A 23,056-nucleotide genomic window follows, 5' to 3' on the forward strand; every position below is an offset into this window, starting at 1 on the left:
CAGTTGTTTGAGCTGACGCTTACTCGCAGCATGGCAAAAGGACTACAGCGCAAAGTGCCAACCTGGAGCACTGCTGCGATCAGGAAAGCTGAGCGTTGTATTCCTTCACATACTGGCCAGCCAGCGTCTCTTTCTGCTTGTCATCGAGCAACTTGCCGGCCATCTGGAAGAACTTCTGCTCTTCCTCTTTCAGGTGGTGATGAACCTTCTCGCAAAGCTTCTTGGCGGTCGCCAGCCAGGCCGGGCTGGACATCTCGGTCTTATCCAACTCTTCCATCATTTCGTCCATCTCGTGGTGCTCGGAGATGGCATGACGGCTCAGGTCGACGCCGTTGTCGAACTCCATCAGCGGGATGTAGAAATGCCGCTCTTCCGCCGTTTCGTGGGCCTGCAATTCGGACTTGAGCTGTTTGTAAGCCTCGACCCGCTCCGGGGTGTCGCCACTGGTCTTGATCAGCGCGTCGGCATACGTGCGTTGACGGTCATGGCTTTCACGCAAGGCTTCAAAAATATTCACGGAGGATCCTCATAGGCTGCGTTCTGGAATGACGCTGTTTAGGCTAGACATCCGCGGGCAAGAAGGGGTTCCGCCCGTAGGGCTGGAAACAGGACTGCCTGGCGCGATAGGCTTGGGCTTGTTATCCAATTGCCATAAGGATGTAGCTGATGACCCTGCGTATTGAACGCTCGCAAAACCCCACGGATGAAGAGGAACAGGCGATCCTGCTGCCGCTGCGCGCCTATAACGCCTCGAAGGCTGGCGTCTCGAGGCAGGAACCCATTGCCCTGCTGGTGCGTGACGACAGCGGCGAGATCCTCGGCGGACTTTACGCTCGGGTGTTTTACCAGTGGATGTTCATCGAATTGTTGTCGGTGCCGGAACAGGCCCGGGGACAAGGCCTGGGCACGAAGCTGATGCGTATGGCCGAAGACGTGGCTCGGGAGAAGGAATGCGTTGGGGTCTGGCTCGACACGTTCGACTTTCAGGCGCCGGGGTTCTACCAGAAGCTGGGCTACAGCGAGCTGGGCGAGATTGTCGACTATCCGCCAGGCCACAAGCGCCTGTTTTTCCAGAAGCGCCTGTGACGAAATAGCTTCCCCGAGGGAAACTATTTCAGCCCTTCAGATCACAGGCAGGTTGCCAGCGCCGCCAGACGGCGCTTGGCGACAAAGTCGTCATGCTGCGCGTAGTAACTCAGCACGGTTCCGGAAGCATCGGTCGTAACGTCGACAAACGATTCCGCCGAACGCGTGTAGACCGTGGTCCCACCCTTCTCACCCGATTGCAGGTAAGCAGCGGCATCGACACCGAACACCGCCTCGTCCTGCCAGGAAAACTGCACGCACTGGGCGACAACTTTTTCCGCTTTGTCCGATTTCAGGGTTTTGTAAGGGGCTTTGGTGCGGGCATCGTTCATCACCGAACCGGCGCATCCGGCCAGCAACGTTACGGCCAGCGCCACCATCAGAATTCGCATCGCGTTCGCTCATCAAGAAAAAGCGGACTGTATCACCGTGGCACGGCGTATCGTTCTGCTTTACTTCATTTATAGCGCGACATCGACTGACGATTCGCGCACCCTGTCGCGCCATTACCGTCGCATCGCCCGTTTTTTCGGGCTCATTTTTCTGGAACGTCCATGACACCCAACGCCGAGTATTACAAACCGACCGCTGAATACGCTGACAAGCTGATCAGCCAGATCGGTCAGACCCCTTCCTGGATCGCCAAGCGAATTGGCGTCACCGACAAGCGGATTCGCTACATCCTCGACGGCGAACGGACCGTCAAGGGCGAAACCACGCCGATCCAGATGACTTACCCCGAGCAGTTTGCACTTGAGTGCCTGGCCGCTGCGGCCAAGGCCAGCAAGAAGCAATCTTCGTAAGAGCAGCCTCAAGGAGTGACCATGGCGGCAACCGAACAGCAACACGAACAGGCGCTGGAGAAATTTCTCGACGAGCGCCCCGAGCTGCGCCACGAACTCGACAACCTCAATCCGCTGTTGGCCCAGGCCAAAGGCGAGACGGCAGCACAATACCGTGACGAGCGCTTGCATGAAGCGTTCGAAGCCGAAGCCGAGCGCCTCGGTTTGTTCGCCTGGGAGCTGACGCTGAAACTGACTGTCGACACGCCTGAGGACTACGAGACTCAGCGCATGGAAGTGCACAAGGAAGTGGCTGAGATGGCGGGTCTGGACTGGCTGGAATATTGCGAGTTATATGGGTTGAGCAAGTAACCTCCGCCGCTCAAGGATGCCTCCACCGATGCTACCGTCGCTTTCAAGTACCCGCGCCAGCCCGGGCCATCTGCACGCCCGCAAATGGCGTGGCCGCATCGGCATGTCGCTGGTTGCAGCACTCTCGGTCCTCGCCGGCATGACCGATGCCATCGGCTTCATGGCCAGCGGTGACTTTGTCTCCTTCATGAGCGGCAACACCACCCGCCTTGCCGTCGCCATCAGCGACGGCGATCTCGGGCTGACCTTGCGCCTGTTGATCCTTGTGGCCACCTTTATCGTCGGCAACGCCTTGGGCATTGTGATCAGTCGCCTGGGCGGGCGACGGGCACTGCCGTTGTTGCTGTGCATCGCCATGCTGCTTTGCGGCGCCGCTGCCTGGCCTTATGACGAACAGCTGCCGGCGTTGCTCGCGGCCATCATCGCCATGGGCATGCTCAATGCGGCGGTGGAAGAAGTGAACGGTCTGCCCGTCGGCCTGACCTATGTGACCGGCGCCCTGTCGCGCTTCGGTCGTGGCCTGGGGCGCTGGATGCTCGGCGAACGGCGCAATGGCTGGCGGGTTCAGTTGATTCCCTGGACGGGCATGTTTGCCGGCGCCGTGCTGGGCGCCGTGCTGGAGCATCAACTGGGGCTCAAGGCGTTGTTTGCCAGCGGCTTGCTGGCCGCGGCGCTAGGGGTGCTGTCGTTAAGCATTCCGCGGCGTTGGCAGTTGGGTTATATGCCGCGCTGAATCGTGTATTGACTGTTCGGGCCCTATCGCGGGCAAGCCCGCTCCCACAAGGGCTTTGTGTCGTACACGAAATCAAAATTCGCCACAAAACTCCTGTGGGAGCGGGCTTGCCCGCGATAGGGCCTGAACAAACCACATCGATTTAGCCGCCTCGCCGATAAAGCTTTATCATGGCCACAGTTTTGCTGATCGAGTCCGTCATGAAGTTCGCCATCGCGCTGTTTTCCGCCGCCCATGCGCCCTCCTCGCGCCGCGCCTTGATGTTTGCCCAGGCTGCATTGGCGGGCGGGCATGAAATCGTCCGGCTGTTTTTTTATCAGGACGGCGTTTATAACGCTTCCGGCAGCGTGGTCACGCCCCAGGATGAACTGGACTTGCCCAAGCAATGGCGCGCCTTTGTCACTGAGCATCAACTGGACGGCGTTGTTTGCATCGCCGCCGCCCTGCGTCGTGGTGTGCTGGACGCAGAAGAAGCCGGGCGCTATCAGCGCGAGGCCGTATCGGTCGACGCACCGTGGGAATTGTCCGGTCTGGGTCAGTTGCATGACGCCGTGCAGGACGCCGACCGCCTGATCTGTTTTGGAGGCGCGTGAGATGCCAAGATCCTTGCTGATCATCAGCCGCCAGGCCCCGTGGTCCGGGCCGAATGCGCGCGAAGCGCTGGACATCGTGCTGGCCGGCGGTGCTTTCGATCTGCCGATCGGTTTGTTGTTTCTCGATGACGGCGTGTTCCAGCTCGCCGCCAAACAGAACGCCAAGGCCCTGCAGCAAAAAGACCTGAGCGCCAACCTGCAAGCGTTGCCGATGTTCGGTGTTGAAGAGCTGTTTGTCTGTGCCGACAGCGCTGCAGAACGCGGCCTGGACCCGAGCCGTTTCTCGCTCGAAGAAGCCCAGGTGCTGGCTGCCGAGCAAATCACTGCGCTTATTGACCGTTACGACCAGGTGATCACCCTCTGATGTCGACTTTGCATGTGTTGTCTCATTCCCCATTCGGCGACGACCGCCTGACCAGTTGCCTGCGGGTGATCGGCACGAACGATGCGTTGTTGCTGACCGGTGACGCGGTGTATGCGTTGCAGCCCGGCACAGCGCCGTTCAACGCGCTGAGTGCTCGCCAGTTGAAACTGTTCGCACTGGCCGAGGACGTCCAGGCTCGTGCGCTGGAGATTCCTGACGCGGTCAAGGCAATCGATTACCCGGCCTTCGTCGAGCTGTCGATTCACTACGACAAGGTCAACAGTTGGCTATGAATTCCCTGACCGTCGGCGCCCGCGCCATCGAGCTGGACAAGGACGGCTTCCTGGTCCACCTGAGCGACTGGTCCAACGAGGTTGCCGCCGCCCTCGCCGCCGCCGAAGACATCGAGTTGAGCCCGGAACATTGGGAAGTCCTCGAAGTGCTGCGCGGTTTCTACGACGAATTCCAGCTGTCGCCTGCGACCCGTCCATTGATCAAGTACACCGCATTGAAGCTCGGCCCGGAAAAAGGCAACAGCCTGCACCTGAACCGACTGTTCAAAGGCACCCCTGCCAAACTCGCCGCAAAACTGGCGGGCCTGCCCAAACCGACGAATTGTTTATGACCGACTATCCAGCGCTGACCCTCGAAACGCCTGCCGAACACCCTTTCGCCCAGTTCGTGCGAATCCTCGGCAAAGGCAAGCGTGGCGCTCGTGACCTGACCCGGATCGAAGCGCGCGAAGCCATGGGCATGGTGCTCGACGACAAGGTCGAAGACACCCAGCTCGGTGCGTTTCTGATGTTGCTGCGGCACAAGGAAGAAAGCGCCGAGGAAATGGCCGGCTTCGCCGAAGCCTTGCGTGAACGGCTGAACCCGCTGGCACTGGCGGTCGATCTGGACTGGCCGACGTATGCGGGCAAGAAGCGCCACCTGCCGTGGTATCTGCTGGCGGCCAAGTGCCTGGCGCAGAACGGCGTGCGCATCTTCATGCATGGCGGTGGCGCACACACGGCCGGGCGGCTGTACAGCGAACAATTGCTCGATGAGTTAAACATCCCGCTGTGCCGAAACTGGCAGCAGGTCGGCGAGGCGCTGGATCAGGGCGGTCTGGCCTTCATGCCGCTGGTGGATTGGGCGCCGCAACTGCAACGCATGATCGACCTGCGCAACACCTTGGGCCTGCGTTCGCCGATTCATTCGCTGACGCGGATCCTCAATCCGCTGGGCGCCCGCTGTGGCCTGCAGAGCATTTTCCACCCCGGCTATCAGGCCGTGCATCGCGACGCCAGCGGTTTACTCGGCGATACCGCAATCGTGGTCAAGGGCGATGGCGGCGAAATCGAGATCAACCCGGACGCCGACAGTCACTTGTACGGCACTACCGGCGGCGAAAGCTGGGACGAGGAATGGCCGCAGATGTCGACCCAGCGCCACGTCAAACCCGCCACGCTCGATCCCGAACAGTTGAAAGCCGTGTGGCGCGGCGATGTGGTCGACAGCTATCCGCAAATGGCCCTGATTTCGACCATGGCCCTGGCGCTGCGCGGGCTCGGTCAATCCCGCGAGCAAGCCTTCGAAACCGCACAACAGTATTGGGACGCACGGGATAGATCTATTTAACCGATCATAACCCGTTAACCTTTGCGCTTTTTTATCGAACCTATCCGAATAGACTCCTCTCCAACGCTTATCGGTTAAGGAGTCTTGAACATGGGTTTGTTAGTTGAAGGTCGCTGGCATGATCAGTGGTACGAAAGCAGCAAGGACGGCGCGTTCCAGCGTGAACAGGCGCAACGCCGCAACTGGCTGACCGTCGACGGCAAGCCGGGCCCGACCGGTGTCGGTGGCTTTGCCGCCGAGGCTGGGCGCTATCACCTTTATGTGTCCCTCGCCTGTCCCTGGGCGCATCGCACGCTGATCCTGCGCAAACTCAAAGGCCTTGAAAACCTGATCGACGTGTCGGTGGTCAGTTGGCTGATGCTGGAAAACGGCTGGACGTTCGACCAGAACCTCGGCTCGACCGGCGACAAACTCGATCACTTCACATTCATGCACCAGCGCTACACCGCCGATACCGCCGACTACACCGGCCGTGTCACCGTACCGGTGCTGTGGGACAAGCAGCAGAACCGCATCGTTAACAATGAATCGGCGGAGATCATCCGCATGTTCAATGGCGCCTTCGATGAACTGACCGGCAATGACCTGGATTTCTATCCGGCGCCTCTGCGCGGTGAAATCGATGCGCTGAACGAGCGGATTTACCCGGCTGTGAACAACGGTGTCTACCGTGCCGGGTTTGCCACCTCTCAGGGCGCTTATGAAGAAGCCTTCGATGATGTGTTCGCCGAGCTGGATCGACTCGAACTGCTGTTGAGCGAGAACCGTTACCTGGTCGGCGAATACCTGACGGAAGCCGATATCCGGTTGTTCACCACGCTGATTCGTTTTGATGCGGTGTACCACGGGCACTTCAAGTGCAACCTGCGGCGGATCGCTGATTATCCGAATCTGTCGAACTGGCTACGGGAGATGTATCAGTGGCCGGGGATTGCCGAGACAGTGGATTTCCAGCACATCAAAAATCACTACTACGGCAGCCACAAGACCATTAACCCGACGGGTGTCGTGCCCAAGGGACCGGCGCAGGATTTCACCGCACCCCATGATCGGGAACGGTTGAGCGGGAAAGGGGTTTGGCGTAAAGCCTGAGGTTTGTGCCGTTTTTGAGGACCCCAATCGCCAGCAGACTAGCTCCCACAGTGGATTTGTGTCGTTCACAAATCCACTGTGGGAGCTAGCCTGCTGGCGATGGGAGCGACTCGGTTTTCAGACCTGCGCCTGAGCCCCTTCGAACCACGCCAGTTTCTCGCGCAGTTGCACCACTTCCCCAACGATCACCAAGGTCGGCGCATGCACTTCGTGCTCCGCCACCAGCCGTGGAAGATCGGCCAGGGTGCCGGTAAACACTCGCTGGTTGACCGTGGTGCCCTGCTGGATCAACGCCGCCGGGGTATCGGCGGCGCGACCATGCTTGATCAACTGCTCGCAAATGATCGGCAAGCCCACCAACCCCATGTAAAACACCAGGGTTTGTGCCGGTGCGACCAGGTCGCCCCAAGGCAAATCGGTAGAGCCATCCTTGAGGTGCCCGGTGACAAACCGCACTGACTGTGCGTAATCACGGTGCGTCAGCGGAATCCCGGCATACGCCGCGCAACCACTGGCCGCAGTGATACCCGGTACGACCTGGAACGGGATACCGTGGGCCGCCAGTTCTTCGATCTCTTCACCGCCGCGCCCGAAGATGAACGGATCACCGCCCTTCAGTCGCACCACACGCTTGCCTTGCTTGGCCAGATCGACCAATTGCTGGTTGATCTGATCCTGCGGCACGGCGTGATCGGCGCGGCGCTTGCCGACGTAAATCCGCTCGGCATCACGACGACACAAATCGAGGATGGCCGGTGCAACCAGACGGTCATACAGCACCACATCGGCTTGCTGCATCAGGCGCAAGGCGCGGAAGGTAAGCAGATCAGGATCTCCCGGCCCCGCGCCTACCAAATACACTTCACCGGTAGCAACCGGCGCTTCACCGTTGATTTTCGCCAGCATCAGGCGCTCGGCTTCGGCGCCCTGCCCGGCCAGTTGTCGGTCGGCAATCGGGCCCTGGAACACATCTTCCCAGAACGCCCGACGCTGCTGCACATCCGGGAACAAGCCTTTGACCTGAGTGCGAAAACGCGCCGCCAGGCCGGCCAGTTGACCGTAGGTGGACGGTATCCAGGTTTCCAGCTTGGCGCGGATCAACCGCGCCAGCACCGGCGCGTCGCCGCCGCTGGACACCGCAATGATCAATGGGGATCGGTCGACGATCGCCGGGAAGATCACGCTGCACAAGGCAGGCGCATCCACCACGTTGACCGGCACGCAACGCCGATGGGCATCGGCGGAGACTTGCGCGTTGAGCGGTTCGTCGTCGGTGGCGGCAATGATCAGCCCGCAACTGTCCAGGTCCGACTCGACGTAACCCCGTACCAGGCACTCGCCACCGCTGCCGACAACCAGCTCGCGCAGTTGCGGTTCGATTTCAGGTGCAACTACCCGCAGCAGCGCACCGGCTTCGGCCAGCAGGCGGGATTTGCGCAAGGCAATTTCCCCCCCGCCGACGACCAACACACGACTGCCGCGAAGGTTGTGAAACAGCGGCAGATAGTCCATTTAGCCGATGACCTCGAGGCCACCCATGTAAGGCTTCAGCACGTCCGGCACACGGATCGAACCGTCGGCCTGCTGATAGTTTTCCAGCACCGCCACCAATGTACGACCGACCGCCAGGCCGGAACCGTTGAGGGTGTGAACCAGCTCAGGCTTGCCGGTTTCCGGGTTGCGGAAACGCGCTTGCATACGACGGGCCTGGAAGTCACCGCAGTTGGAGCACGACGAAATTTCGCGGTACTTGTCCTGGCTCGGGATCCACACTTCCAGGTCGTAAGTCTTGACCGCGCTGAAGCCCATGTCGCCGGTGCACAGGGCAATCGTGCGATACGGCAGTTGCAGCAGTTGCAGGACTTTCTCGGCGTTGGCGGTCAGGCCTTCCAGCGCGTCCATCGACGTCGATGGCTCAACGATCTGGACCATCTCGACCTTGTCGAACTGGTGCTGGCGGATCATGCCGCGCGTATCGCGACCCGACGCACCGGCTTCACTGCGGAAGCACGGCGTGTGAGCCACGAACTTGATCGGCAGCAGTTTCGAATCGACGATCTCGCCGGCGACGATGTTAGTCAGCGACACTTCCGCGGTCGGGATCAGGTACAGATCGGCTTCGCCTTCGCGGCTGATCTTGAACAGGTCTTCTTCGAATTTCGGCAACTGGCTGGTACCGACCAATGCGGGTGCCTGGACCAGGTAAGGCGTGTACGCCTCTTCGTAGCCGTGTTCGGTGGTGTGCAGGTTGATCATGAACTGCGCCAGAGCGCGGTGCAGGCGAGCGATCGGGCCGCGCAGCAGGGCGAAACGCGCGCCGGACAGCTTGGCGGCAGTTTCGAAGTCCAGCCAGCCGAACTTCTCGCCCAGGGCCACGTGGTCCTGAATCGGGAAATCGAACGCGGTCGGAGTGCCCCAGCGGCGCACTTCGACGTTGCCGTCTTCATCGGCGCCAATCGGCACGGATTCGTGTGGCAGGTTCGGGATACCCAGCAGGATCGAATCCAGCTCGGTCTGGATCGTGTCCAGCTCGATTTTACCATCGCTCAATTCGCTTGCCATGCGCTCAACGGCTGCCATCAAGGGCGCGATGTCTTCGCCGCGCTGCTTGGCCTGGCCGATGGATTTGGAACGGGCATTACGCTCAGCCTGCAGTGCTTCGGTACGGGTCTGGACGGTCTTGCGCTGTTCTTCCAGCGCTTCGATGCGCGCCACATCCAGCTTGTAGCCACGGGATGCCAGGCGGTCCGCTACGTCCTGAAGGTTGCTACGTAACAGTTTGGAATCGAGCATGTCGGTTTCTCGTTTATCAAAGTTTGGTCAAGGACAGGCCGGCCCAGGTGGCGAGCAGACCGCCGAATACGCTGATCGCAGCATAGCCCAGGGCCAGCGGCACCTGCCCGCTTTCAAGCAGGCGCACCGTATCCAGTGAAAAGGATGAAAAAGTCGTCAGCCCCCCGAGGAAGCCGACGATCAGCCCGGCACGCACCTCGAAAGGCACCTCCGGACGAATCAAAAACAGACCGTATAGAACGCCGATCAGCAGACAGCCCACGATATTAACGGCGAGCGTCGCGGTATAGAAGTGTCGCGGCCAATTAGCGTTGACCCAATTGCCGGTGGCAAAGCGCAACAATGTGCCGGCAACACCGCCGATGGAGACCGCTATAACCAAAGGAATCACTATTTTCTCCGCTGCCGGGGGCTTAAACGGTCAAGTTGTGCAAGGTGGTTGAGCTTCTCGCCGATCTTCAACTCCAGGCCGCGTGGCACCGGTTGATAGAACGGTTGGGGCTCGAGTTCTTCCGGGAAATAGTCTTCGCCCGCGGCGTACGCGTCTGGCTCATCGTGGGCATAACGGTATTCATCGCCATAACCCAGCTGCTTCATCAGCTTGGTCGGCGCGTTGCGCAGGTGCAGCGGCACTTCGAGCGAGCCGTGTTCGGTGGCGCTGCGCATCGCGGCTTTGAAGCCCATGTACACCGCGTTGCTTTTCGGCGCGCACGCCAGATAAGTGATGGCCTGGGCCACTGCCAACTCGCCTTCAGGGCTGCCGAGGCGCTCCTGCACTTCCCACGCTGCCAGGCACAGGCTCAGGGCACGCGGGTCAGCGTTGCCGATGTCTTCGCTGGCCATGCGCACCACGCGCCGGGCCAGGTACAACGGGTCGCAACCGCCATCGATCATCCGCGCGAACCAGTACAGCGCGCCATCTGGATTGGAGCCGCGTACCGATTTATGCAGCGCCGATATCTGGTCGTAGAACGCCTCGCCGCCCTTGTCGAAACGCCGCCGCGTATCGCCGAGCAGGCTTTGCAGCAGGTCGATACCGATCTCGCTGTTGTCTTCCGCCAGGTCCGAGGCGTTCTCCAACAGGTTGAGCAAACGACGGCCATCGCCATCGGCGGCAGACAGCAGCATCTGGAAGCCTTCATCGCTGAGGGTCAGTTGCCGCTTGCCCAAGCCACGCTCTTCGGTCAGCGCGCGATGCACCAACTTGCGCAGGGCCGCTTCGTCGAGGCTTTTGAGCACGTAGACACGCGCCCGCGAGAGCAAGGCGTTGTTGAGTTCGAACGAGGGGTTTTCAGTGGTCGCGCCGATGAAAATCAGCGTGCCGTCTTCAACGTAGGGCAGAAACGCATCCTGCTGCGACTTGTTGAAACGATGCACTTCATCGACGAACAGGATGGTCCGCTTGCCGTATTGCCCGGCCTGCTGCTTGGCGATTTCCACCGCCTGACGGATCTCCTTCACGCCGGCCAGCACCGCCGAGACCGTTTCGAAGTGCGCATCCGAGACTTCCGCCAGCAACCGCGCCAGGGTGGTCTTGCCCACCCCCGGCGGTCCCCAGAAAATCATCGAGTGCAGGGCACCCTGCTCCAGGGCTTCGCGCAAAGGCTTGCCGCGAGCGAGCAGGTGTTCCTGACCGACGTACTCGTCCAGATTGGCCGCACGCAGGCGAGCGGCCAGGGGCTGAGCTATCGGGGCACTGCGAAACAGGTCCATCACTACTTATGAAACCTCACTGGGGACTGCGTTTTATTCCTGGATCACGTCCGCACCCTTGGGGATGTCGAACTTGAACTTGGATGCAGGGATCGGCTCGTTGGCCTTCACGCCGGTGAACAGGATGTTGGTGCGCTGGCCGACACTGTCGATCAGTTGCATGTCATTGACCAGACCGTTACGGAACGACAGGCGCAGGCTGTCAAACAGCGTGTCTTTGGTTTTCGGCTTCAAGGTGAAGTCGATCACGCCGCCGGCTTCCTTGGCGCTGATGTCGAAGCTCTGGCTGATCTTGGACACGTCACCCGACAACAACAGGGCTGGAGTCTGGGTCAAGCGCAGGTCGAGGGTCTTGATGGTGACCTGTTCAAGATCCGGGTCCCACAGGGTGACCTTCTTGCCGTCGGAAACCATCGTTTGTTCAGCGGGTGCATTGGTGTGCCAGTAAAACAGGCCTGGACGCTGCAGCGACATGTCACCGGCGGTTTCCTGCAATTGGGTGCCGCTGCCATCGAGGGTCAGTTGCGAAAAGCGTGCAGTCAGGGTCTTGGATGTTTCCAGCAATTGGGTCAGACGCGCCACGTCCTTGTCATCGGCGTGAGCCGAGAGCGTGGTCAAAGCCAGTACCGGCAGCAACAGCATGCGGATAAGACGCATGGGAGTCCTCATAACATTCGTGGGAGTACGGGCATCGCATGTCGCGACGCCCTTTCAATTCAAATCAGTCGCGTACCGGGCCTGGAGCCAGGACTTCACGCGAACCGTTGGTATTCATGGACGTCACGACCCCGGCCATTTCCATGGCTTCGATCATGCGCGCGGCGCGGTTGTAGCCGATTTTCAGCTTGCGCTGAACTGCAGAGATGGAGGCACGGCGGCTTTCCAGAACGAACTGGACGGCTTCGTCGTACAAGGCATCGGTTTCAGCATCGTCGTCACCGCCACTGCCGCCATTTTCAAAGCCACTGCCGGCCTCTTCGACACCGGCCAGGATCTCGTCGTTGTATTCCGGCGCTCCACGCAGCTTCCAGGCTTCAACCACCCGGTGAACCTCGTCATCGGATACGAACGCACCGTGAACACGAATCGGCAGGCTGGTGCCCGGCGGCATGTAGAGCATGTCACCGTGGCCCAGCAATTGCTCGGCGCCGCCCTGGTCGATGATGGTCCGCGAATCGATCTTGCTCGACACCTGGAACGCCATGCGCGTCGGGATGTTCGCCTTGATAAGACCGGTGATCACGTCAACCGACGGACGCTGGGTCGCGAGGATCAAGTGGATACCGGCCGCACGGGCCTTCTGGGCGATACGGGCGATCAGTTCTTCAACCTTCTTGCCGACGATCATCATCATGTCGGCGAATTCGTCGACCACTACGACGATGGTTGGCAGCTTGGTCAGCAACGGTGCTTCGTCGTGAATGCTTTCGCGCTTGTACAAAGGATCGGTCAACGGTGTGCCGGCGTCCTGGGCTTCCTTGACCTTGGCGTTGAAGCCCGACAGGTTTCGTACGCCCATCTTTGCCATCAGTTTGTAGCGACGTTCCATCTCCGCCACGCTCCAGCGCAGGGCGTTGGCGGCATCCTTCATGTCGGTAACCACCGGGCACAGCAGGTGCGGAATGCCTTCGTAGATCGACAGCTCAAGCATTTTCGGGTCGATCATGATCAGCTTGGCGTCTTCCGGGCCGGACTTGAACAGGATCGACAGGATCATCGCGTTCACACCCACCGACTTACCGGAACCGGTCGTACCGGCCACCAGCAAGTGAGGCATTTTCGCCAAGTCGGTGATGACCGGCTTGCCGCCGATGTCGTGGCCCAGGGCCAGGGTGACGGGCGACTTGAAGTTGTCGTACTCGGGCGTCGACAGCACTTCGGAGAAGCGCACGATCTGACGATCTTCGTTCGGGATCTCGATACCGACGGTGGTCTTGCCGGGAATCACTTCCACCACCCGCACACTGGTCACGGCCAGGGAACGCGCCAAGTCTTTTGCCAGGTTGGAAATGCGGCTGACTTTGACGCCAGCAGCGGGCTGGATTTCGTAACGGGTAATCACCGGCCCCGGGTGAATCGAATCCACCGAGACTTCGACGCCGAATTCCTTGAGCTTGATTTCCAGCAAATGGCCGACGGCCGCCAGGGATTCCGGGGAATAATTGAGTTGTTTCTTTTCTGCCGGGTCGAGGATCGAGATCGGCGGCAAGGTGCCTTCGACGGCGCTGTCGACGAACAGCGGGGCCTGCTTCTCTTTTTCCACGCGTTTGCTCGGCGCTGCCGGTTTTGGCGGCGCGGGCGCGATCACAGGCGGCACCTGCTTCTCGCGGTCCGACATGTGTTTGCTCAACGCTTGCTCGCGCTCGATCAAGCGCTCCTTGACCTTGGCCTGCTCGCGTTTGTCGGTGACAGTCGGCGCAACCACGTCATGAACGCGATCATCGACTTCACGCAACTGCGCAACCAGCTGCTTGCGTTCGACACGGGCGGCCCACCAGCGATTGGCCGCGCCCTGGAACAGTTCCAGCAGGTCGAGGGTAATCTTGCCGGTGACGTCCATCACCTTGAACCATGACAGGTCGGTGAACACGGTCAGGCCGAACAGGAACAGCGCGATGAACAACAACGTGCTGCCCTGAATGTTCAGGGCGTTCCTGGCCAGATCGCCAAGGCTTTCGCCCAACGCACCGCCAGCGCCGGCCGGCAGACCGGTTGCCGCGTGAAAATGGATATGTGCCAGGGCCGCGCCAGACAGCACCAGAAACACCAGGCCGATCAGGCGCCAGGAGAACAGCCAGCCGCTCCACTCCCACGCCTCGTGGCGCTGACGGAAGATCTGATACGCCTTGATCGCCAGCAGCAGCGGGAAGATATAGGCGAAATAACCCAGCACCATGAACAGGATATCGGCGCTGTAGGAACCGACCGGTCCGCCGAAGTTCTGCACGTCCTCGATCTTGCTGTTATGGCTCCAGCCCGGATCGTCCTTGCCATACGTCAACAAGGCCATCATCAGGAACAGGCACAGGCCGCCGATGGCGATCAATGCACCTTCCTTGAGCCGGTAGTGCAAATGCTGGCGCCAGAGCGGAACGACTGTCTTGGGTGCTGCGGTGGATTTCTTCAAAACGCTTCTTTTCCTGCGCCCGTGGCGCGTCCATCTGTTGATTGACTATAAAAAACTGCCCAATCCAGGCAGGTAAAAAAGTTAACAGGCGCAACTGAGACTACTTTTAACACTGCGCCCTGGTTTTTTTAAACACGGTACGCATTGCTTATTTTGTTACAAACACAGTTACAGGCAGGCATTGTACGGGTTTGTTCGCCCGATGCCATGCTTCAAGCCCTTGGATGTAGCATAGCCAAAGGCAGGTTACGCGCGATTCAATTTGAGCATGCATTCTCTTTTGTGACAAAGGCTTATGAGGTGTTTTTATGAGCGAAGCGAAGCATTCCCGCCTGATCATTCTGGGTTCTGGCCCTGCCGGTTACAGCGCAGCCGTTTATGCCGCTCGTGCCAACCTCAAACCCGTTGTCATTACCGGCATACAGGCAGGTGGCCAGCTGACCACCACCGTCGAAGTCGATAACTGGCCCGGCGACGTCGAAGGCCTTACCGGCCCGGTGCTGATGGAACGCATGCAAAAACACGCCGAACGCTTCGACACACAGATCGTTTACGACCACATCCATACCGCCAAGTTGCAGCAGCGCCCTTTCGAGCTGATTGGCGATGGCGGCACCTATACGTGCGACGCCCTGATCATCGCCACCGGCGCTTCAGCGCAATACCTGGGACTGGCATCGGAGGAGACCTTTGCCGGCCGCGGCGTTTCAGCTTGTGCCACGTGTGACGGTTTCTTCTATCGCAATCAAGTGGTCGCGGTCGTTGGCGGCGGCAACACCGCAGTCGAAGAAGCCCTGTACCTGTCGAACATCGCCAAGGAAGTCCATCTGATTCACCGGCGCGACAAGCTGCGCTCGGAGAAAATCCTTCAGGACAAGCTTTTCGAAAAGGCCGCCAACGGCAATATCCGCCTGCACTGGAATCAGCATCTGGATGAAATTCTGGGCGATGCCAGCGGCGTGACCGGCGCCCGCCTGCGCGACAGCCACACCGGCGAAACCAGCGAGTTGCCTGTGGCCGGCGTGTTCATCGCCATCGGCCACAAGCCCAATACCGACTTGTTTATCGACCAACTGCCCATGCGCGACGGCTATTTGCTGGTCAAGGGCGGCAACGAAGGCGATGCCACCGCCACCGAGATTCCAGGAGTCTTTGCCGCAGGCGATGTGGCCGATCACGTGTACCGCCAGGCAGTGACTTCCGCAGGGGCTGGCTGCATGGCCGCACTGGACGCCGAGAAATACCTCGACGACATTCCCGTCGTTTGACGGCAAACTTGACGGCGGGCCCACCGGCCCGCCCCCGCCCTCCCCTTCTGCAAGCCCGGATGCCATGCTGACTTGGTTACAACGCAATACCCTGACCTTCCCGCCGCTGGAAAAAGCCATGCGCGACCCCAACGGTCTGCTGGCCGCCGGCGGCGACCTGTCTGCCGATCGTCTGATTCAGGCGTATCGCCACGGCTGCTTTCCGTGGTTCTCGGAAGGACAGCCGATTCTCTGGTGGTCGCCGGATCCACGCACAGTGCTGTTTCCCGACGAACTGCATGTCTCGCGCAGCCTGAACAAATTATTGCGCCAGCAACGCTATCAAGTGACCTTCGATCAGGATTTCGCCTCGGTCATTGCGGCCTGCGCCGCACCACGCGATTACGCCGACGGCACCTGGATCACTGACGCGATGCAGACGGCGTATCTGGAGCTGCACAGACGCGGCTACGCGCATTCCGTTGAGGTCTGGGACGATGGTGTGCTGGTTGGCGGGCTCTATGGCCTGGCGATGGGTCAGCTGTTTTTCGGCGAATCCATGTTCAGCCGCGCTGACAATGCCTCGAAATTTGGTTTTGCCACACTGGTGCGACATCTGAAAGACTCAGGTTTTGTGCTGATCGATTGCCAGATGCCGACTGACCACCTGCACAGCCTGGGGGCCAGGGCCATTCCCCGCCGCGAGTTTGCCGGCTACCTTGCGCAGCATCTGGATCAACCCAACCGTGCCACCTGGGTTTGCTGAGCGACATTTGCGCGCGTGGCTTACACTTAATGCAAAAGCTTATCCCGAGGGTTGATCATGACCGAGTTGGCGCGTTTGAAGTTCTATGCCACTCAGCCCCACTCTTGCAGTTATCTGCCCGAGGAGCAGGCCACCACGCTGTTCCTCGACCCTAGTCAGCCCATGGATGTGCATGTCTACGCAGATCTGTCTGAAATGGGTTTTCGTCGTAGCGGCGATCATCTTTACCGGCCTCATTGCCAGAATTGCAATGCGTGCGTACCGGCGCGCATCCCCGTGGCGCAATTTACGCCCAACCGTCAGCAGAAACGCATTTTCAAACGCAACGCCGACCTGCAAGTGCGCCCTGCCAGACCGCAATACAGCGAAGAGTACTTCGACCTCTACCAGCGCTACATCGAACAGCGGCACGCCGACGGCGACATGTACCCGCCGAGCCGTGACCAATTTTCGACCTTCCTGGTGCGTGACCTGCCGTTTTCACGCTTCTACGAATTTCGCCTCGAAGGCCGGCTGGTGGCGGTAGCTGTCACTGACCTACTGCCAAACGGTTTGTCGGCGGTCTACACCTTCTACGAACCTGAAGAAGAACGCCGCAGCCTGGGGCGCTACGCGATCCTCTGGCAGATTGCCGAGGCCAAACGTCTCGGCCTGGAAGCCGTCTACCTCGGCTATTGGATCAAGAACTGCAAAAAGATGAGCTACAAGACCCAATATCGCCCCATCGAACTGCTGATTAATCAACGTTGGGTCATCCTGAACTAGAACCCCTTGGCTTAAACCCCATTTTTCGGGCACAATGCACGCCGCTTTTGCCTGGCGCAGTTGCACCGGGCCATTCATTGGACACCGAGGGCTTTACTGCATGTCGAAAGAAGACAGCTTCGAAATGGAAGGCACTGTCGTCGACACCCTGCCCAACACCATGTTTCGTGTGGAGTTGGAAAATGGGCACGTCGTAACCGCGCATATCTCCGGCAAGATGCGCAAGAACTACATTCGTATTCTTACCGGTGACAAAGTGCGCGTCGAGCTGACGCCCTATGACTTGAGCAAAGGGCGCATCACTTACCGCGCTCGCTAATCAAGTCAATACAAAACGCCCGGTTTATGCCGGGCGTTTTTGTTTGTCTGCGATTTGGTGGGGGCCTGGGTTTTGGGTTCTTGGGTTCTTGGGTTTTGGGTGTATATCCGTTGCTGCGGTAACGGCTGCTGGCGGTTTCGCTTTTACAGCGACTCACTTTTCCAGACGCCGAAAAGTAAGCAAAAGGCTTCGCCCCGGCGTACGGCGCCTCGCTGAGGCTCCGCGTTCCCTCGCTACGGTGTCCATCAGGGGGCATCGCCTCCGGTCTGCTTCGCGACGACCTCCTCTCGATGTGTGCGGCTTCGCCGCACGGCGCTACGCGCCTAACCCCCTGATGAACACCTACGCTCGGCCTGCCGAAGGGGCGAAAGATCAAAAGCAGATCAAGATCAAGATCTAAAGCCACAGCCACAGCCACAGCAAGATCAAAAGATCGCAGCCTCGTTTCACTCGACAGCTCCTACAGGGGGATCGGTGTGCATCCGCTTCTCACCACTCAACAGGATGAGCGTTAGCTCGGCTGCAGCTCTTGATCTTGATCCACGGGCGACGTCGGAAGGCTGAGAGGAGGGATTCATCCGGGGTGGGAGCGCAGCGAGCGTTCGACGAAGTCGAACACATCGAGAGGAGGTGCAGCGAAGCAAACCGGAGGCGATGCCCCCCGGATGGATCCCGGAGCGAAGGAACCCCGAGCCTCAGCGAGCGGGCCGAACGTAGGAGCAAGCGTTTTTTTGCTTACTTTTTTTAGGCGTTTGTAAAAAAAGTGAGTCGCCGTAAGGGCGAAACCATAAGCAGCCGTTACCGCAGCAACGGATATACACCCAAACCCCAAACAGCAAAAAGGCGCCCGAAGGCGCCTCTAGCTTTACAACAGATCAACAACCGTCAGGCCATCTCAGCCGTGGTCTCGAAATCGAAGGTCAGCTCGCCATCCTTCAAATCGATATGAACCACGCCACCATGGTCAGCCAGTTCGCCAAACAGAATCTCTTCCGCCAGCGGACGCTTGATCTTGTCCTGGATCAAACGCGCCATTGGACGAGCGCCCATCGCCGTGTCGTAGCCACTTGCCGCCAGCCAGCCACGCGCAGCGTCGGTCACTTCCAACTGCACGCGCTTGTCTTCCAACTGCGCCTGAAGCTCGGTAAGGAACTTGTCCACCACACTTTTGATGACCTCGTGACTGAGGCGACCAAACTGGATAATGGTGTCCAGACGGTTGCGGAACTCCGGCGTGAAGCTCTTCTTGATCACTTCCATCGCATCGGACGAGTGGTCCTGATGGGTGAAACCGATCGAAGCGCGAGCCGCTGTTTCGGCACCGGCGTTGGTCGTCATGATGACGATCACGTTACGGAAGTCCGCCTTGCGCCCGTTGTTATCGGTCAGCGTACCGTGGTCCATGACCTGCAGCAGCAGGTTGAAGACTTCCGGATGCGCCTTCTCGATCTCATCGAGCAACAGCACGCAGTGAGGCTGCTTGGTGATGGCTTCGGTCAGCAAACCGCCCTGATCGAACCCGACATAGCCTGGAGGTGCACCGATCAGACGCGATACGGTGTGGCGCTCCATGTACTCGGACATGTCGAAACGAACCAGCTCGATCCCCAAGGCCTTGGCCAGCTGACGCGCCGCTTCGGTTTTACCGACACCGGTCGGCCCTGCAAACAGGAACGAACCGACAGGCTTGTCAGGCGACTTGAGACCGGCACGGGACAGTTTGATCGCAGTCGACAGCGAATCGATCGCGGCATCCTGGCCGAATACGGTCAGCTTCAGGTCACGCTCAAGGTTACGCAGCAGCTCTTTGTCGGAGCTGGTGACGTGTTTTGGCGGAATCCGCGCGATTTTCGCAACGATGTCCTCGACCTGAGGCACTTCGATGCGTTTCACGCGTTTCTCGATCGGCTGCAGACGCTGATAGGCGCCCGCCTCGTCGATGACATCGATGGCTTTGTCCGGCATGTGCCGGTCATTGATGTAGCGCGACGCCAGTTCTGCAGCGGCACGCAACGCCTCATCACTGTATTCGATGTTGTGGTGCGCTTCGAAACGACCTTTCAGGCCGCGCAGGATGCCGATGGTGTCTTCCACCGACGGCTCCGACACATCGACCTTCTGGAAGCGCCGAGCCAAGGCACGGTCCTTCTCGAAGATCCCGCGGAATTCCTGGAACGTGGTCGATCCGATGCAACGGATATCGCCCGACGACAGCAGTGGCTTGAGCAGGTTCGAGGCATCCATGACGCCACCGGACGCAGCACCCGCACCGATGATGGTGTGGATTTCGTCGATGAACAGGATCGCCTGCGGACGTTTTTTCAGCTCATTGAGCAACGCCTTGAAGCGCTTCTCGAAATCACCACGGTATTTGGTCCCGGCCAGCAGGGCTCCCAGATCGAGGGAATACACCACGCTGTTGGCCAGCAGGTCCGGCACCTGGTTGTCGACAATACGCTTGGCCAGGCCTTCGGCAATCGCGGTTTTACCCACGCCCGCCTCGCCAACCAACAGCGGATTGTTTTTGCGACGACGCGCCAGGATCTGCGCGACACGCTCGACTTCCAGCTCACGGCCGACCAATGGATCGATACGACCCTGGCGCGCGAGTTCGTTGAGGTTGCTGGCATAAGCATCCAGAGGATTGCCTGAAGAAGAAGACTCACCGCCCTCGTCGTCCTGCATATCTTGCTCACCTTCAGAGTGATCGCCATGCCCAGGCACTTTGGAAATGCCATGAGCGATGTAGTTGACGACATCAATGCGCGCAACGCTCTGCTGTTTCAGCAGGAACACTGCCTGACTCTCTTGCTCACTGAAGATTGCGACCAGCACGTTGGCGCCAGTCACTTCGCGTTTGCCCGAGCTCTGTACGTGGAAAACAGCACGCTGCAGGACACGCTGGAAGCCCAGGGTTGGCTGGGTTTCGCGATCCTCGTCATGGATAGGAATCAATGGCGTGGTGGAGTCGATGAACTCCTGCAGATCATGCTTGAGTTTGTCGAGGTTTGCGCCGCAGGCACGCAAAACGGTGGCGGCAGCCTCATTATCCAATAGGGCCAGCAGGAGGTGTTCGACGGTCATGAATTCATGACGCTTCGATCGAGCCTCCTTGAAGGCTAAATTGAGGGTGACTTCGAGCTCGCGGTTTAACATAGCTTCACCTCATACCCAAGTGGTCGGCGATTAACCGTCCTTCTCGATTTCACAGAGTAGCGGATGCTGGCTTTCCCTGGCGTACTGGTTGACCTGCATGGCCTTAGTCTCGGCGATGTCGCGGGTAAACACTCCACATACTGCCCGTCCTTCTGTGTGGACGGCCAGCATGACCTTGGTCGCCAGCTCCCGATTCAGGTTAAAAAACACCTCGAGCACTTCGACGACGAAATCCATCGGTGTGTAGTCATCATTGAACAAAACCACCTTGTACATCGGCGGCGCCTGTAGTGCAGGCTTTGCCTCCTGAACAGCAATGCCTGCGGAATCGTCGTCTTGAGCTCCCGGGTGTTCTTTTTGGAGAGCCGGGCGATCCTGATTGAATGTTAGTCGAATCTGGCTGATTGCATGCATGGAAAGAAAGGTTCGTCAGTTGTTCAAATACAGTGGTGGGGGCGGCCAACGTCGATTTCAACTCCGACTGCCTGGTCACCTTGACTATCGGGAAATCAGTGTTACAACCAATAGAGCCCACAGTGGGTAAAAAAGGTCCGCGGAGTCAATCTTAATTATAGAGACTGACTGCGGATGTACTGGATGATACTCCAGTGATGGAGTCTGTTGCAGAGGGATATGGGTATGCCAGTCGGTAAGGTGAAGTGGTTCAACAATGCCAAGGGATTCGGTTTCATTAACACCGACGCCAGAGAAGGACGCGACGAGGACGGCAAGGACATCGATTTCTTTGCCCACTACTCGGCCATTGAGATGGGCGGCTACAAGACCCTCAAGGCCGGACAAGCCGTGAACTTCGATATCGTCCAGGGGCCCAAAGGCTTGCACGCCGTGAAGATCACGGCTGCCGTCCCCGCCACCGAACAGGCGATACCCTCCGTCAAACAGGAATCGGTGTCGAGCTGACGCAACAGATCATCCAGTCATTAAAAAACCGCCCGAAGGCGGTTTTTTTTATGCCGATTCGCTTACATATGCGAGATGAGCGCATCACCGAACGCGGACGAAGACAGCAGCTTCGCGCCTTCCATCAAACGGTGGAAGTCATAGGTCACGGTCTTGGCGGAAATCGCGCCGTTGGTGCCCTTGATGATCAGATCAGCCGCTTCGGTCCAGCCCATGTGACGCAGCATCATCTCTGCGGACAGGATCAGCGAGCCCGGGTTGACCTGGTCCTTGCCGGCGTATTTCGGCGCAGTACCGTGGGTCGCTTCGAACATCGCAATGGTGTCGGACAGGTTGGCACCCGGCGCGATACCGATACCGCCCACTTCGGCCGCCAGGGCGTCGGAGAGGTAGTCACCGTTCAGGTTCAGGGTCGCGATCACATCGTACTCGGCCGGGCGCAGCAGGATCTGCTGGAGCATGGCGTCGGCGATTGCGTCTTTGACGATAACGTTCTTACCGGTTTTCGGGTTCTTGAACTGCATCCACGGACCGCCGTCGAGCAGGGTCGCGCCGAACTCTTCAGCCGCCACTTCGTAGGCCCATTCCTTGAAGGCACCTTCGGTGAACTTCATGATGTTGCCTTTGTGCACGATGGTCAGCGAATCGCGGTCGTTGTCGACCACATATTGCAGAGCCTTGCGCGCCAGACGCTTGGTGCCTTGCAGGGAAACCGGCTTGATGCCGATGCCGCAATTTTCGTCGAAACGGATCTTGGTGACGCCCATTTCATCTTTCAGGAACTTGATGACCTTGGTCGCTTCCGGCGAACCGGCTTTCCACTCGATACCGGCGTAGATGTCTTCCGAGTTCTCGCGGAAGATCGTCATGTCGACATCGCCTGGCTTCTTGACCGGGCTCGGCACACCTTCGAACCAGCGTACCGGACGCAGGCAGACATACAGGTCGAGCTGCTGACGCAGGGCCACGTTCAGCGAACGGATGCCGCCACCGACCGGAGTGGTCAGAGGGCCCTTGATGGAAACCACGTAATCTTTAACTGCGTCCAGGGTTTCCTGAGGTAGCCAGGTGTCCTGATCGTAAACCTGAGTCGCTTTCTCCCCGGCATAGACTTCCATCCAGGAAATTTTGCGCTCGCCGCCGTAAGCCTTCTTAACAGCAGCATCGACAACCTTGATCATGACCGGGCTGATATCAACGCCAATACCATCGCCTTCGATGAAGGGGATGATCGGGTTGTTAGGAACATTGAGAGAATGGTCTGCGTTGACGGTGATTTTGTCGCCGACTGCTGGAACCTGAATCTTCTTGTATCCCATGCTGAACTCCATTGTTTGGATTGAACATCTGGCTTCGTTCGAGCGTACCCCAGTTAAATCAGCACGCAAACCCTATGTTCCAACCATCTGCCGCAAAGCTGTGCAGTTCGCGACGTACAAGCCTGAAAGCAAAGGGAAAAGCGCCAAACTCAAGCACGGTGCAAGACTCTACGCCCCACTCGCCCCTGCGACCTTTAGACCAATGGACGTTCATCGTTACGTATGAACCATCGGCAGATTGCCAGCTACCTATGTATAATGCCGCCCGCTGACCACAGAGTCACG

General features: G+C 59.1%; 26 protein-coding genes. 15 read left to right on the forward strand and 11 right to left on the reverse strand.

The window, feature by feature from the left end:
* Positions 1 to 79: 79 nt before the first annotated feature.
* Positions 80 to 517 carry a hemerythrin domain-containing protein gene (locus tag BLQ41_RS24550; protein ID WP_090185575.1) on the reverse strand — a complete coding sequence of 146 codons (438 nt, stop codon included), beginning with the start codon at positions 515 to 517 and terminating at the stop codon, positions 80 to 82.
* 149 nt (positions 518 to 666) lie between these two features.
* On the opposite strand from BLQ41_RS24550, the gene BLQ41_RS24555 reads away from it, so the two are divergent.
* Positions 667 to 1,086 (forward strand): GNAT family N-acetyltransferase, encoded by a 420-nt coding sequence (locus tag BLQ41_RS24555; RefSeq protein WP_090185577.1) that lies wholly within the window; start codon positions 667 to 669, stop codon positions 1,084 to 1,086.
* A 41-nt stretch (positions 1,087 to 1,127) separates the two neighbouring features.
* On the opposite strand, the gene BLQ41_RS24560 is transcribed toward BLQ41_RS24555, so the two are convergent.
* Positions 1,128 to 1,478 (reverse strand): hypothetical protein, encoded by a 351-nt coding sequence (locus BLQ41_RS24560; RefSeq protein WP_090185579.1) that lies wholly within the window; start codon positions 1,476 to 1,478, stop codon positions 1,128 to 1,130.
* A 162-nt stretch (positions 1,479 to 1,640) separates the two neighbouring features.
* Here BLQ41_RS24560 and BLQ41_RS24570 point away from each other — a divergent pair, with 162 nt between their 5' ends.
* The 9 genes from BLQ41_RS24570 to BLQ41_RS24610 all read left to right on the forward strand — a co-directional run bounded on the left by BLQ41_RS24570 (position 1,641) and on the right by BLQ41_RS24610 (position 6,645).
* Positions 1,641 to 1,889, forward strand: coding sequence for a hypothetical protein (locus BLQ41_RS24570; protein ID WP_008154823.1), 249 nt, complete (start codon positions 1,641 to 1,643; stop codon positions 1,887 to 1,889).
* Between the two features lie 21 nt (positions 1,890 to 1,910).
* On the forward strand, positions 1,911 to 2,240 hold the full coding sequence (locus BLQ41_RS24575; protein ID WP_090185580.1) for a DUF6388 family protein: 330 nt from the start codon (positions 1,911 to 1,913) through the stop codon (positions 2,238 to 2,240).
* A 28-nt stretch (positions 2,241 to 2,268) separates the two neighbouring features.
* On the forward strand, positions 2,269 to 2,973 hold the full coding sequence (locus BLQ41_RS24580) for a YoaK family protein (RefSeq protein WP_090185582.1): 705 nt from the start codon (positions 2,269 to 2,271) through the stop codon (positions 2,971 to 2,973).
* Positions 2,974 to 3,173: 200 nt separating this feature from the next.
* On the forward strand, positions 3,174 to 3,566 hold the full coding sequence (tusD, locus tag BLQ41_RS24585; protein WP_090188811.1) for a sulfurtransferase complex subunit TusD: 393 nt from the start codon (positions 3,174 to 3,176) through the stop codon (positions 3,564 to 3,566).
* A 1-nt stretch (position 3,567) separates the two neighbouring features.
* On the forward strand, positions 3,568 to 3,930 hold the full coding sequence (gene tusC / locus BLQ41_RS24590) for a sulfurtransferase complex subunit TusC (protein WP_090185583.1): 363 nt from the start codon (positions 3,568 to 3,570) through the stop codon (positions 3,928 to 3,930).
* Positions 3,930 to 4,223, forward strand: a complete 294-nt coding sequence (tusB, locus tag BLQ41_RS24595) for a sulfurtransferase complex subunit TusB (RefSeq protein ID WP_090185585.1) — start codon at positions 3,930 to 3,932, stop codon at positions 4,221 to 4,223. Before tusC ends, tusB begins: the two co-directional genes overlap by 1 nt.
* The gene (locus BLQ41_RS24600; protein WP_090185589.1) at positions 4,220 to 4,555 is read left to right on the forward strand and encodes a TusE/DsrC/DsvC family sulfur relay protein; all 336 of its coding nucleotides are present in this window, start codon (positions 4,220 to 4,222) and stop codon (positions 4,553 to 4,555) included. The genes tusB and BLQ41_RS24600 overlap by 4 nt, the downstream gene beginning before the upstream one ends.
* Positions 4,552 to 5,553: a glycosyl transferase family protein gene (locus BLQ41_RS24605; RefSeq protein ID WP_090185591.1), complete on the forward strand. Its 1,002-nt coding sequence runs from the start codon at positions 4,552 to 4,554 to the stop codon at positions 5,551 to 5,553. The genes BLQ41_RS24600 and BLQ41_RS24605 overlap by 4 nt, the downstream gene beginning before the upstream one ends.
* Positions 5,554 to 5,643: 90 nt before the next feature.
* Positions 5,644 to 6,645, forward strand: coding sequence for a glutathione S-transferase family protein (locus tag BLQ41_RS24610; protein ID WP_090185593.1), 1,002 nt, complete (start codon positions 5,644 to 5,646; stop codon positions 6,643 to 6,645).
* 117 nt (positions 6,646 to 6,762) lie between these two features.
* Here the strand turns inward: BLQ41_RS24610 and cysG are convergent, their stop codons facing one another.
* The 6 genes from cysG to BLQ41_RS24640 form a co-directional block, all read right to left on the reverse strand.
* Positions 6,763 to 8,157, reverse strand: a complete 1,395-nt coding sequence (cysG, locus tag BLQ41_RS24615; protein WP_090185596.1) for a siroheme synthase CysG — start codon at positions 8,155 to 8,157, stop codon at positions 6,763 to 6,765.
* Positions 8,158 to 9,438 carry a serine--tRNA ligase gene (serS, locus tag BLQ41_RS24620; RefSeq protein ID WP_090185598.1) on the reverse strand — a complete coding sequence of 427 codons (1,281 nt, stop codon included), beginning with the start codon at positions 9,436 to 9,438 and terminating at the stop codon, positions 8,158 to 8,160.
* Between the two features lie 16 nt (positions 9,439 to 9,454).
* A complete protein-coding gene (crcB, locus tag BLQ41_RS24625) occupies positions 9,455 to 9,829 on the reverse strand; it encodes a fluoride efflux transporter CrcB (RefSeq protein WP_090185602.1) in 375 nt (124 codons plus the stop codon).
* Positions 9,829 to 11,151 carry a replication-associated recombination protein A gene (locus tag BLQ41_RS24630; protein ID WP_010458909.1) on the reverse strand — a complete coding sequence of 441 codons (1,323 nt, stop codon included), beginning with the start codon at positions 11,149 to 11,151 and terminating at the stop codon, positions 9,829 to 9,831. The genes crcB and BLQ41_RS24630 overlap by 1 nt, the downstream gene beginning before the upstream one ends.
* A 33-nt stretch (positions 11,152 to 11,184) precedes the next feature.
* Positions 11,185 to 11,808 carry an outer membrane lipoprotein chaperone LolA gene (lolA, locus tag BLQ41_RS24635; RefSeq protein ID WP_054053642.1) on the reverse strand — a complete coding sequence of 208 codons (624 nt, stop codon included), beginning with the start codon at positions 11,806 to 11,808 and terminating at the stop codon, positions 11,185 to 11,187.
* Between the two features lie 64 nt (positions 11,809 to 11,872).
* Positions 11,873 to 14,278, reverse strand: a complete 2,406-nt coding sequence (locus tag BLQ41_RS24640) for a DNA translocase FtsK (RefSeq protein WP_090185604.1) — start codon at positions 14,276 to 14,278, stop codon at positions 11,873 to 11,875.
* Between the two features lie 308 nt (positions 14,279 to 14,586).
* Between BLQ41_RS24640 and trxB the strand changes: the two genes are divergently transcribed.
* The 4 genes from trxB (at position 14,587) to infA (ending at position 17,375) form a co-directional block, all read left to right on the forward strand.
* The gene (gene trxB, locus BLQ41_RS24645) at positions 14,587 to 15,546 is read left to right on the forward strand and encodes a thioredoxin-disulfide reductase (protein ID WP_090185607.1); all 960 of its coding nucleotides are present in this window, start codon (positions 14,587 to 14,589) and stop codon (positions 15,544 to 15,546) included.
* 64 nt (positions 15,547 to 15,610) lie between these two features.
* Entirely contained in the window at positions 15,611 to 16,291 is a 681-nt protein-coding gene (aat, locus tag BLQ41_RS24650; RefSeq protein ID WP_090185611.1) for a leucyl/phenylalanyl-tRNA--protein transferase, read from the forward strand.
* Between the two features lie 57 nt (positions 16,292 to 16,348).
* Positions 16,349 to 17,056, forward strand: a complete 708-nt coding sequence (locus tag BLQ41_RS24655) for an arginyltransferase (RefSeq protein ID WP_090185614.1) — start codon at positions 16,349 to 16,351, stop codon at positions 17,054 to 17,056.
* Between the two features lie 100 nt (positions 17,057 to 17,156).
* Entirely contained in the window at positions 17,157 to 17,375 is a 219-nt protein-coding gene (gene infA / locus BLQ41_RS24660) for a translation initiation factor IF-1 (protein ID WP_002553999.1), read from the forward strand.
* Positions 17,376 to 18,260: 885 nt separating this feature from the next.
* Here the strand turns inward: infA and clpA are convergent.
* Positions 18,261 to 20,531 carry an ATP-dependent Clp protease ATP-binding subunit ClpA gene (clpA, locus tag BLQ41_RS24665; RefSeq protein ID WP_090185618.1) on the reverse strand — a complete coding sequence of 757 codons (2,271 nt, stop codon included), beginning with the start codon at positions 20,529 to 20,531 and terminating at the stop codon, positions 18,261 to 18,263.
* Positions 20,532 to 20,561: 30 nt separating this feature from the next.
* Entirely contained in the window at positions 20,562 to 20,945 is a 384-nt protein-coding gene (gene clpS, locus BLQ41_RS24670) for an ATP-dependent Clp protease adapter ClpS (protein WP_090185621.1), read from the reverse strand.
* A 225-nt stretch (positions 20,946 to 21,170) separates the two neighbouring features.
* On the opposite strand from clpS, the gene BLQ41_RS24675 reads away from it, so the two are divergent.
* Positions 21,171 to 21,452, forward strand: a complete 282-nt coding sequence (locus BLQ41_RS24675) for a cold shock domain-containing protein (protein WP_090188813.1) — start codon at positions 21,171 to 21,173, stop codon at positions 21,450 to 21,452.
* A gap of 62 nt (positions 21,453 to 21,514) precedes the next feature.
* Here BLQ41_RS24675 and icd read toward each other — a convergent pair whose 3' ends face one another.
* Positions 21,515 to 22,771 (reverse strand): NADP-dependent isocitrate dehydrogenase, encoded by a 1,257-nt coding sequence (gene icd, locus BLQ41_RS24680; RefSeq protein WP_010458895.1) that lies wholly within the window; start codon positions 22,769 to 22,771, stop codon positions 21,515 to 21,517.
* Positions 22,772 to 23,056 lie beyond the last annotated feature (285 nt).

This window comes from Pseudomonas arsenicoxydans (assembly GCF_900103875.1).
Classification (GTDB): Bacteria; Pseudomonadota; Gammaproteobacteria; order Pseudomonadales; family Pseudomonadaceae; genus Aquipseudomonas; species Aquipseudomonas arsenicoxydans.

Coding starts and splice junctions, on each gene's coding strand:
- BLQ41_RS24580 (WP_090185582.1), top strand. CDS start 2,269: ATGCTACCGTCGCTTTCAAGTACCCGCGCCAGCCCGGGCCATCTGCAC.
- BLQ41_RS24600 (WP_090185589.1), top strand. CDS start 4,220: ATGAATTCCCTGACCGTCGGCGCCCGCGCCATCGAGCTGGACAAGGAC.
- aat (WP_090185611.1), top strand. CDS start 15,611: ATGCTGACTTGGTTACAACGCAATACCCTGACCTTCCCGCCGCTGGAA.
- infA (WP_002553999.1), top strand. CDS start 17,157: ATGTCGAAAGAAGACAGCTTCGAAATGGAAGGCACTGTCGTCGACACC.
- BLQ41_RS24575 (WP_090185580.1), top strand. CDS start 1,911: ATGGCGGCAACCGAACAGCAACACGAACAGGCGCTGGAGAAATTTCTC.
- BLQ41_RS24555 (WP_090185577.1), top strand. CDS start 667: ATGACCCTGCGTATTGAACGCTCGCAAAACCCCACGGATGAAGAGGAA.
- cysG (WP_090185596.1), bottom strand. CDS start 8,157: ATGGACTATCTGCCGCTGTTTCACAACCTTCGCGGCAGTCGTGTGTTG.
- lolA (WP_054053642.1), bottom strand. CDS start 11,808: ATGCGTCTTATCCGCATGCTGTTGCTGCCGGTACTGGCTTTGACCACG.
- BLQ41_RS24630 (WP_010458909.1), bottom strand. CDS start 11,151: ATGGACCTGTTTCGCAGTGCCCCGATAGCTCAGCCCCTGGCCGCTCGC.
- icd (WP_010458895.1), bottom strand. CDS start 22,771: ATGGGATACAAGAAGATTCAGGTTCCAGCAGTCGGCGACAAAATCACC.
- tusB (WP_090185585.1), top strand. CDS start 3,930: ATGTCGACTTTGCATGTGTTGTCTCATTCCCCATTCGGCGACGACCGC.
- tusD (WP_090188811.1), top strand. CDS start 3,174: ATGAAGTTCGCCATCGCGCTGTTTTCCGCCGCCCATGCGCCCTCCTCG.
- clpA (WP_090185618.1), bottom strand. CDS start 20,531: ATGTTAAACCGCGAGCTCGAAGTCACCCTCAATTTAGCCTTCAAGGAG.
- BLQ41_RS24610 (WP_090185593.1), top strand. CDS start 5,644: ATGGGTTTGTTAGTTGAAGGTCGCTGGCATGATCAGTGGTACGAAAGC.
- BLQ41_RS24570 (WP_008154823.1), top strand. CDS start 1,641: ATGACACCCAACGCCGAGTATTACAAACCGACCGCTGAATACGCTGAC.
- tusC (WP_090185583.1), top strand. CDS start 3,568: ATGCCAAGATCCTTGCTGATCATCAGCCGCCAGGCCCCGTGGTCCGGG.
- serS (WP_090185598.1), bottom strand. CDS start 9,438: ATGCTCGATTCCAAACTGTTACGTAGCAACCTTCAGGACGTAGCGGAC.
- clpS (WP_090185621.1), bottom strand. CDS start 20,945: ATGCATGCAATCAGCCAGATTCGACTAACATTCAATCAGGATCGCCCG.
- BLQ41_RS24605 (WP_090185591.1), top strand. CDS start 4,552: ATGACCGACTATCCAGCGCTGACCCTCGAAACGCCTGCCGAACACCCT.
- BLQ41_RS24655 (WP_090185614.1), top strand. CDS start 16,349: ATGACCGAGTTGGCGCGTTTGAAGTTCTATGCCACTCAGCCCCACTCT.
- BLQ41_RS24560 (WP_090185579.1), bottom strand. CDS start 1,478: ATGCGAATTCTGATGGTGGCGCTGGCCGTAACGTTGCTGGCCGGATGC.
- trxB (WP_090185607.1), top strand. CDS start 14,587: ATGAGCGAAGCGAAGCATTCCCGCCTGATCATTCTGGGTTCTGGCCCT.
- BLQ41_RS24675 (WP_090188813.1), top strand. CDS start 21,171: ATGCCAGTCGGTAAGGTGAAGTGGTTCAACAATGCCAAGGGATTCGGT.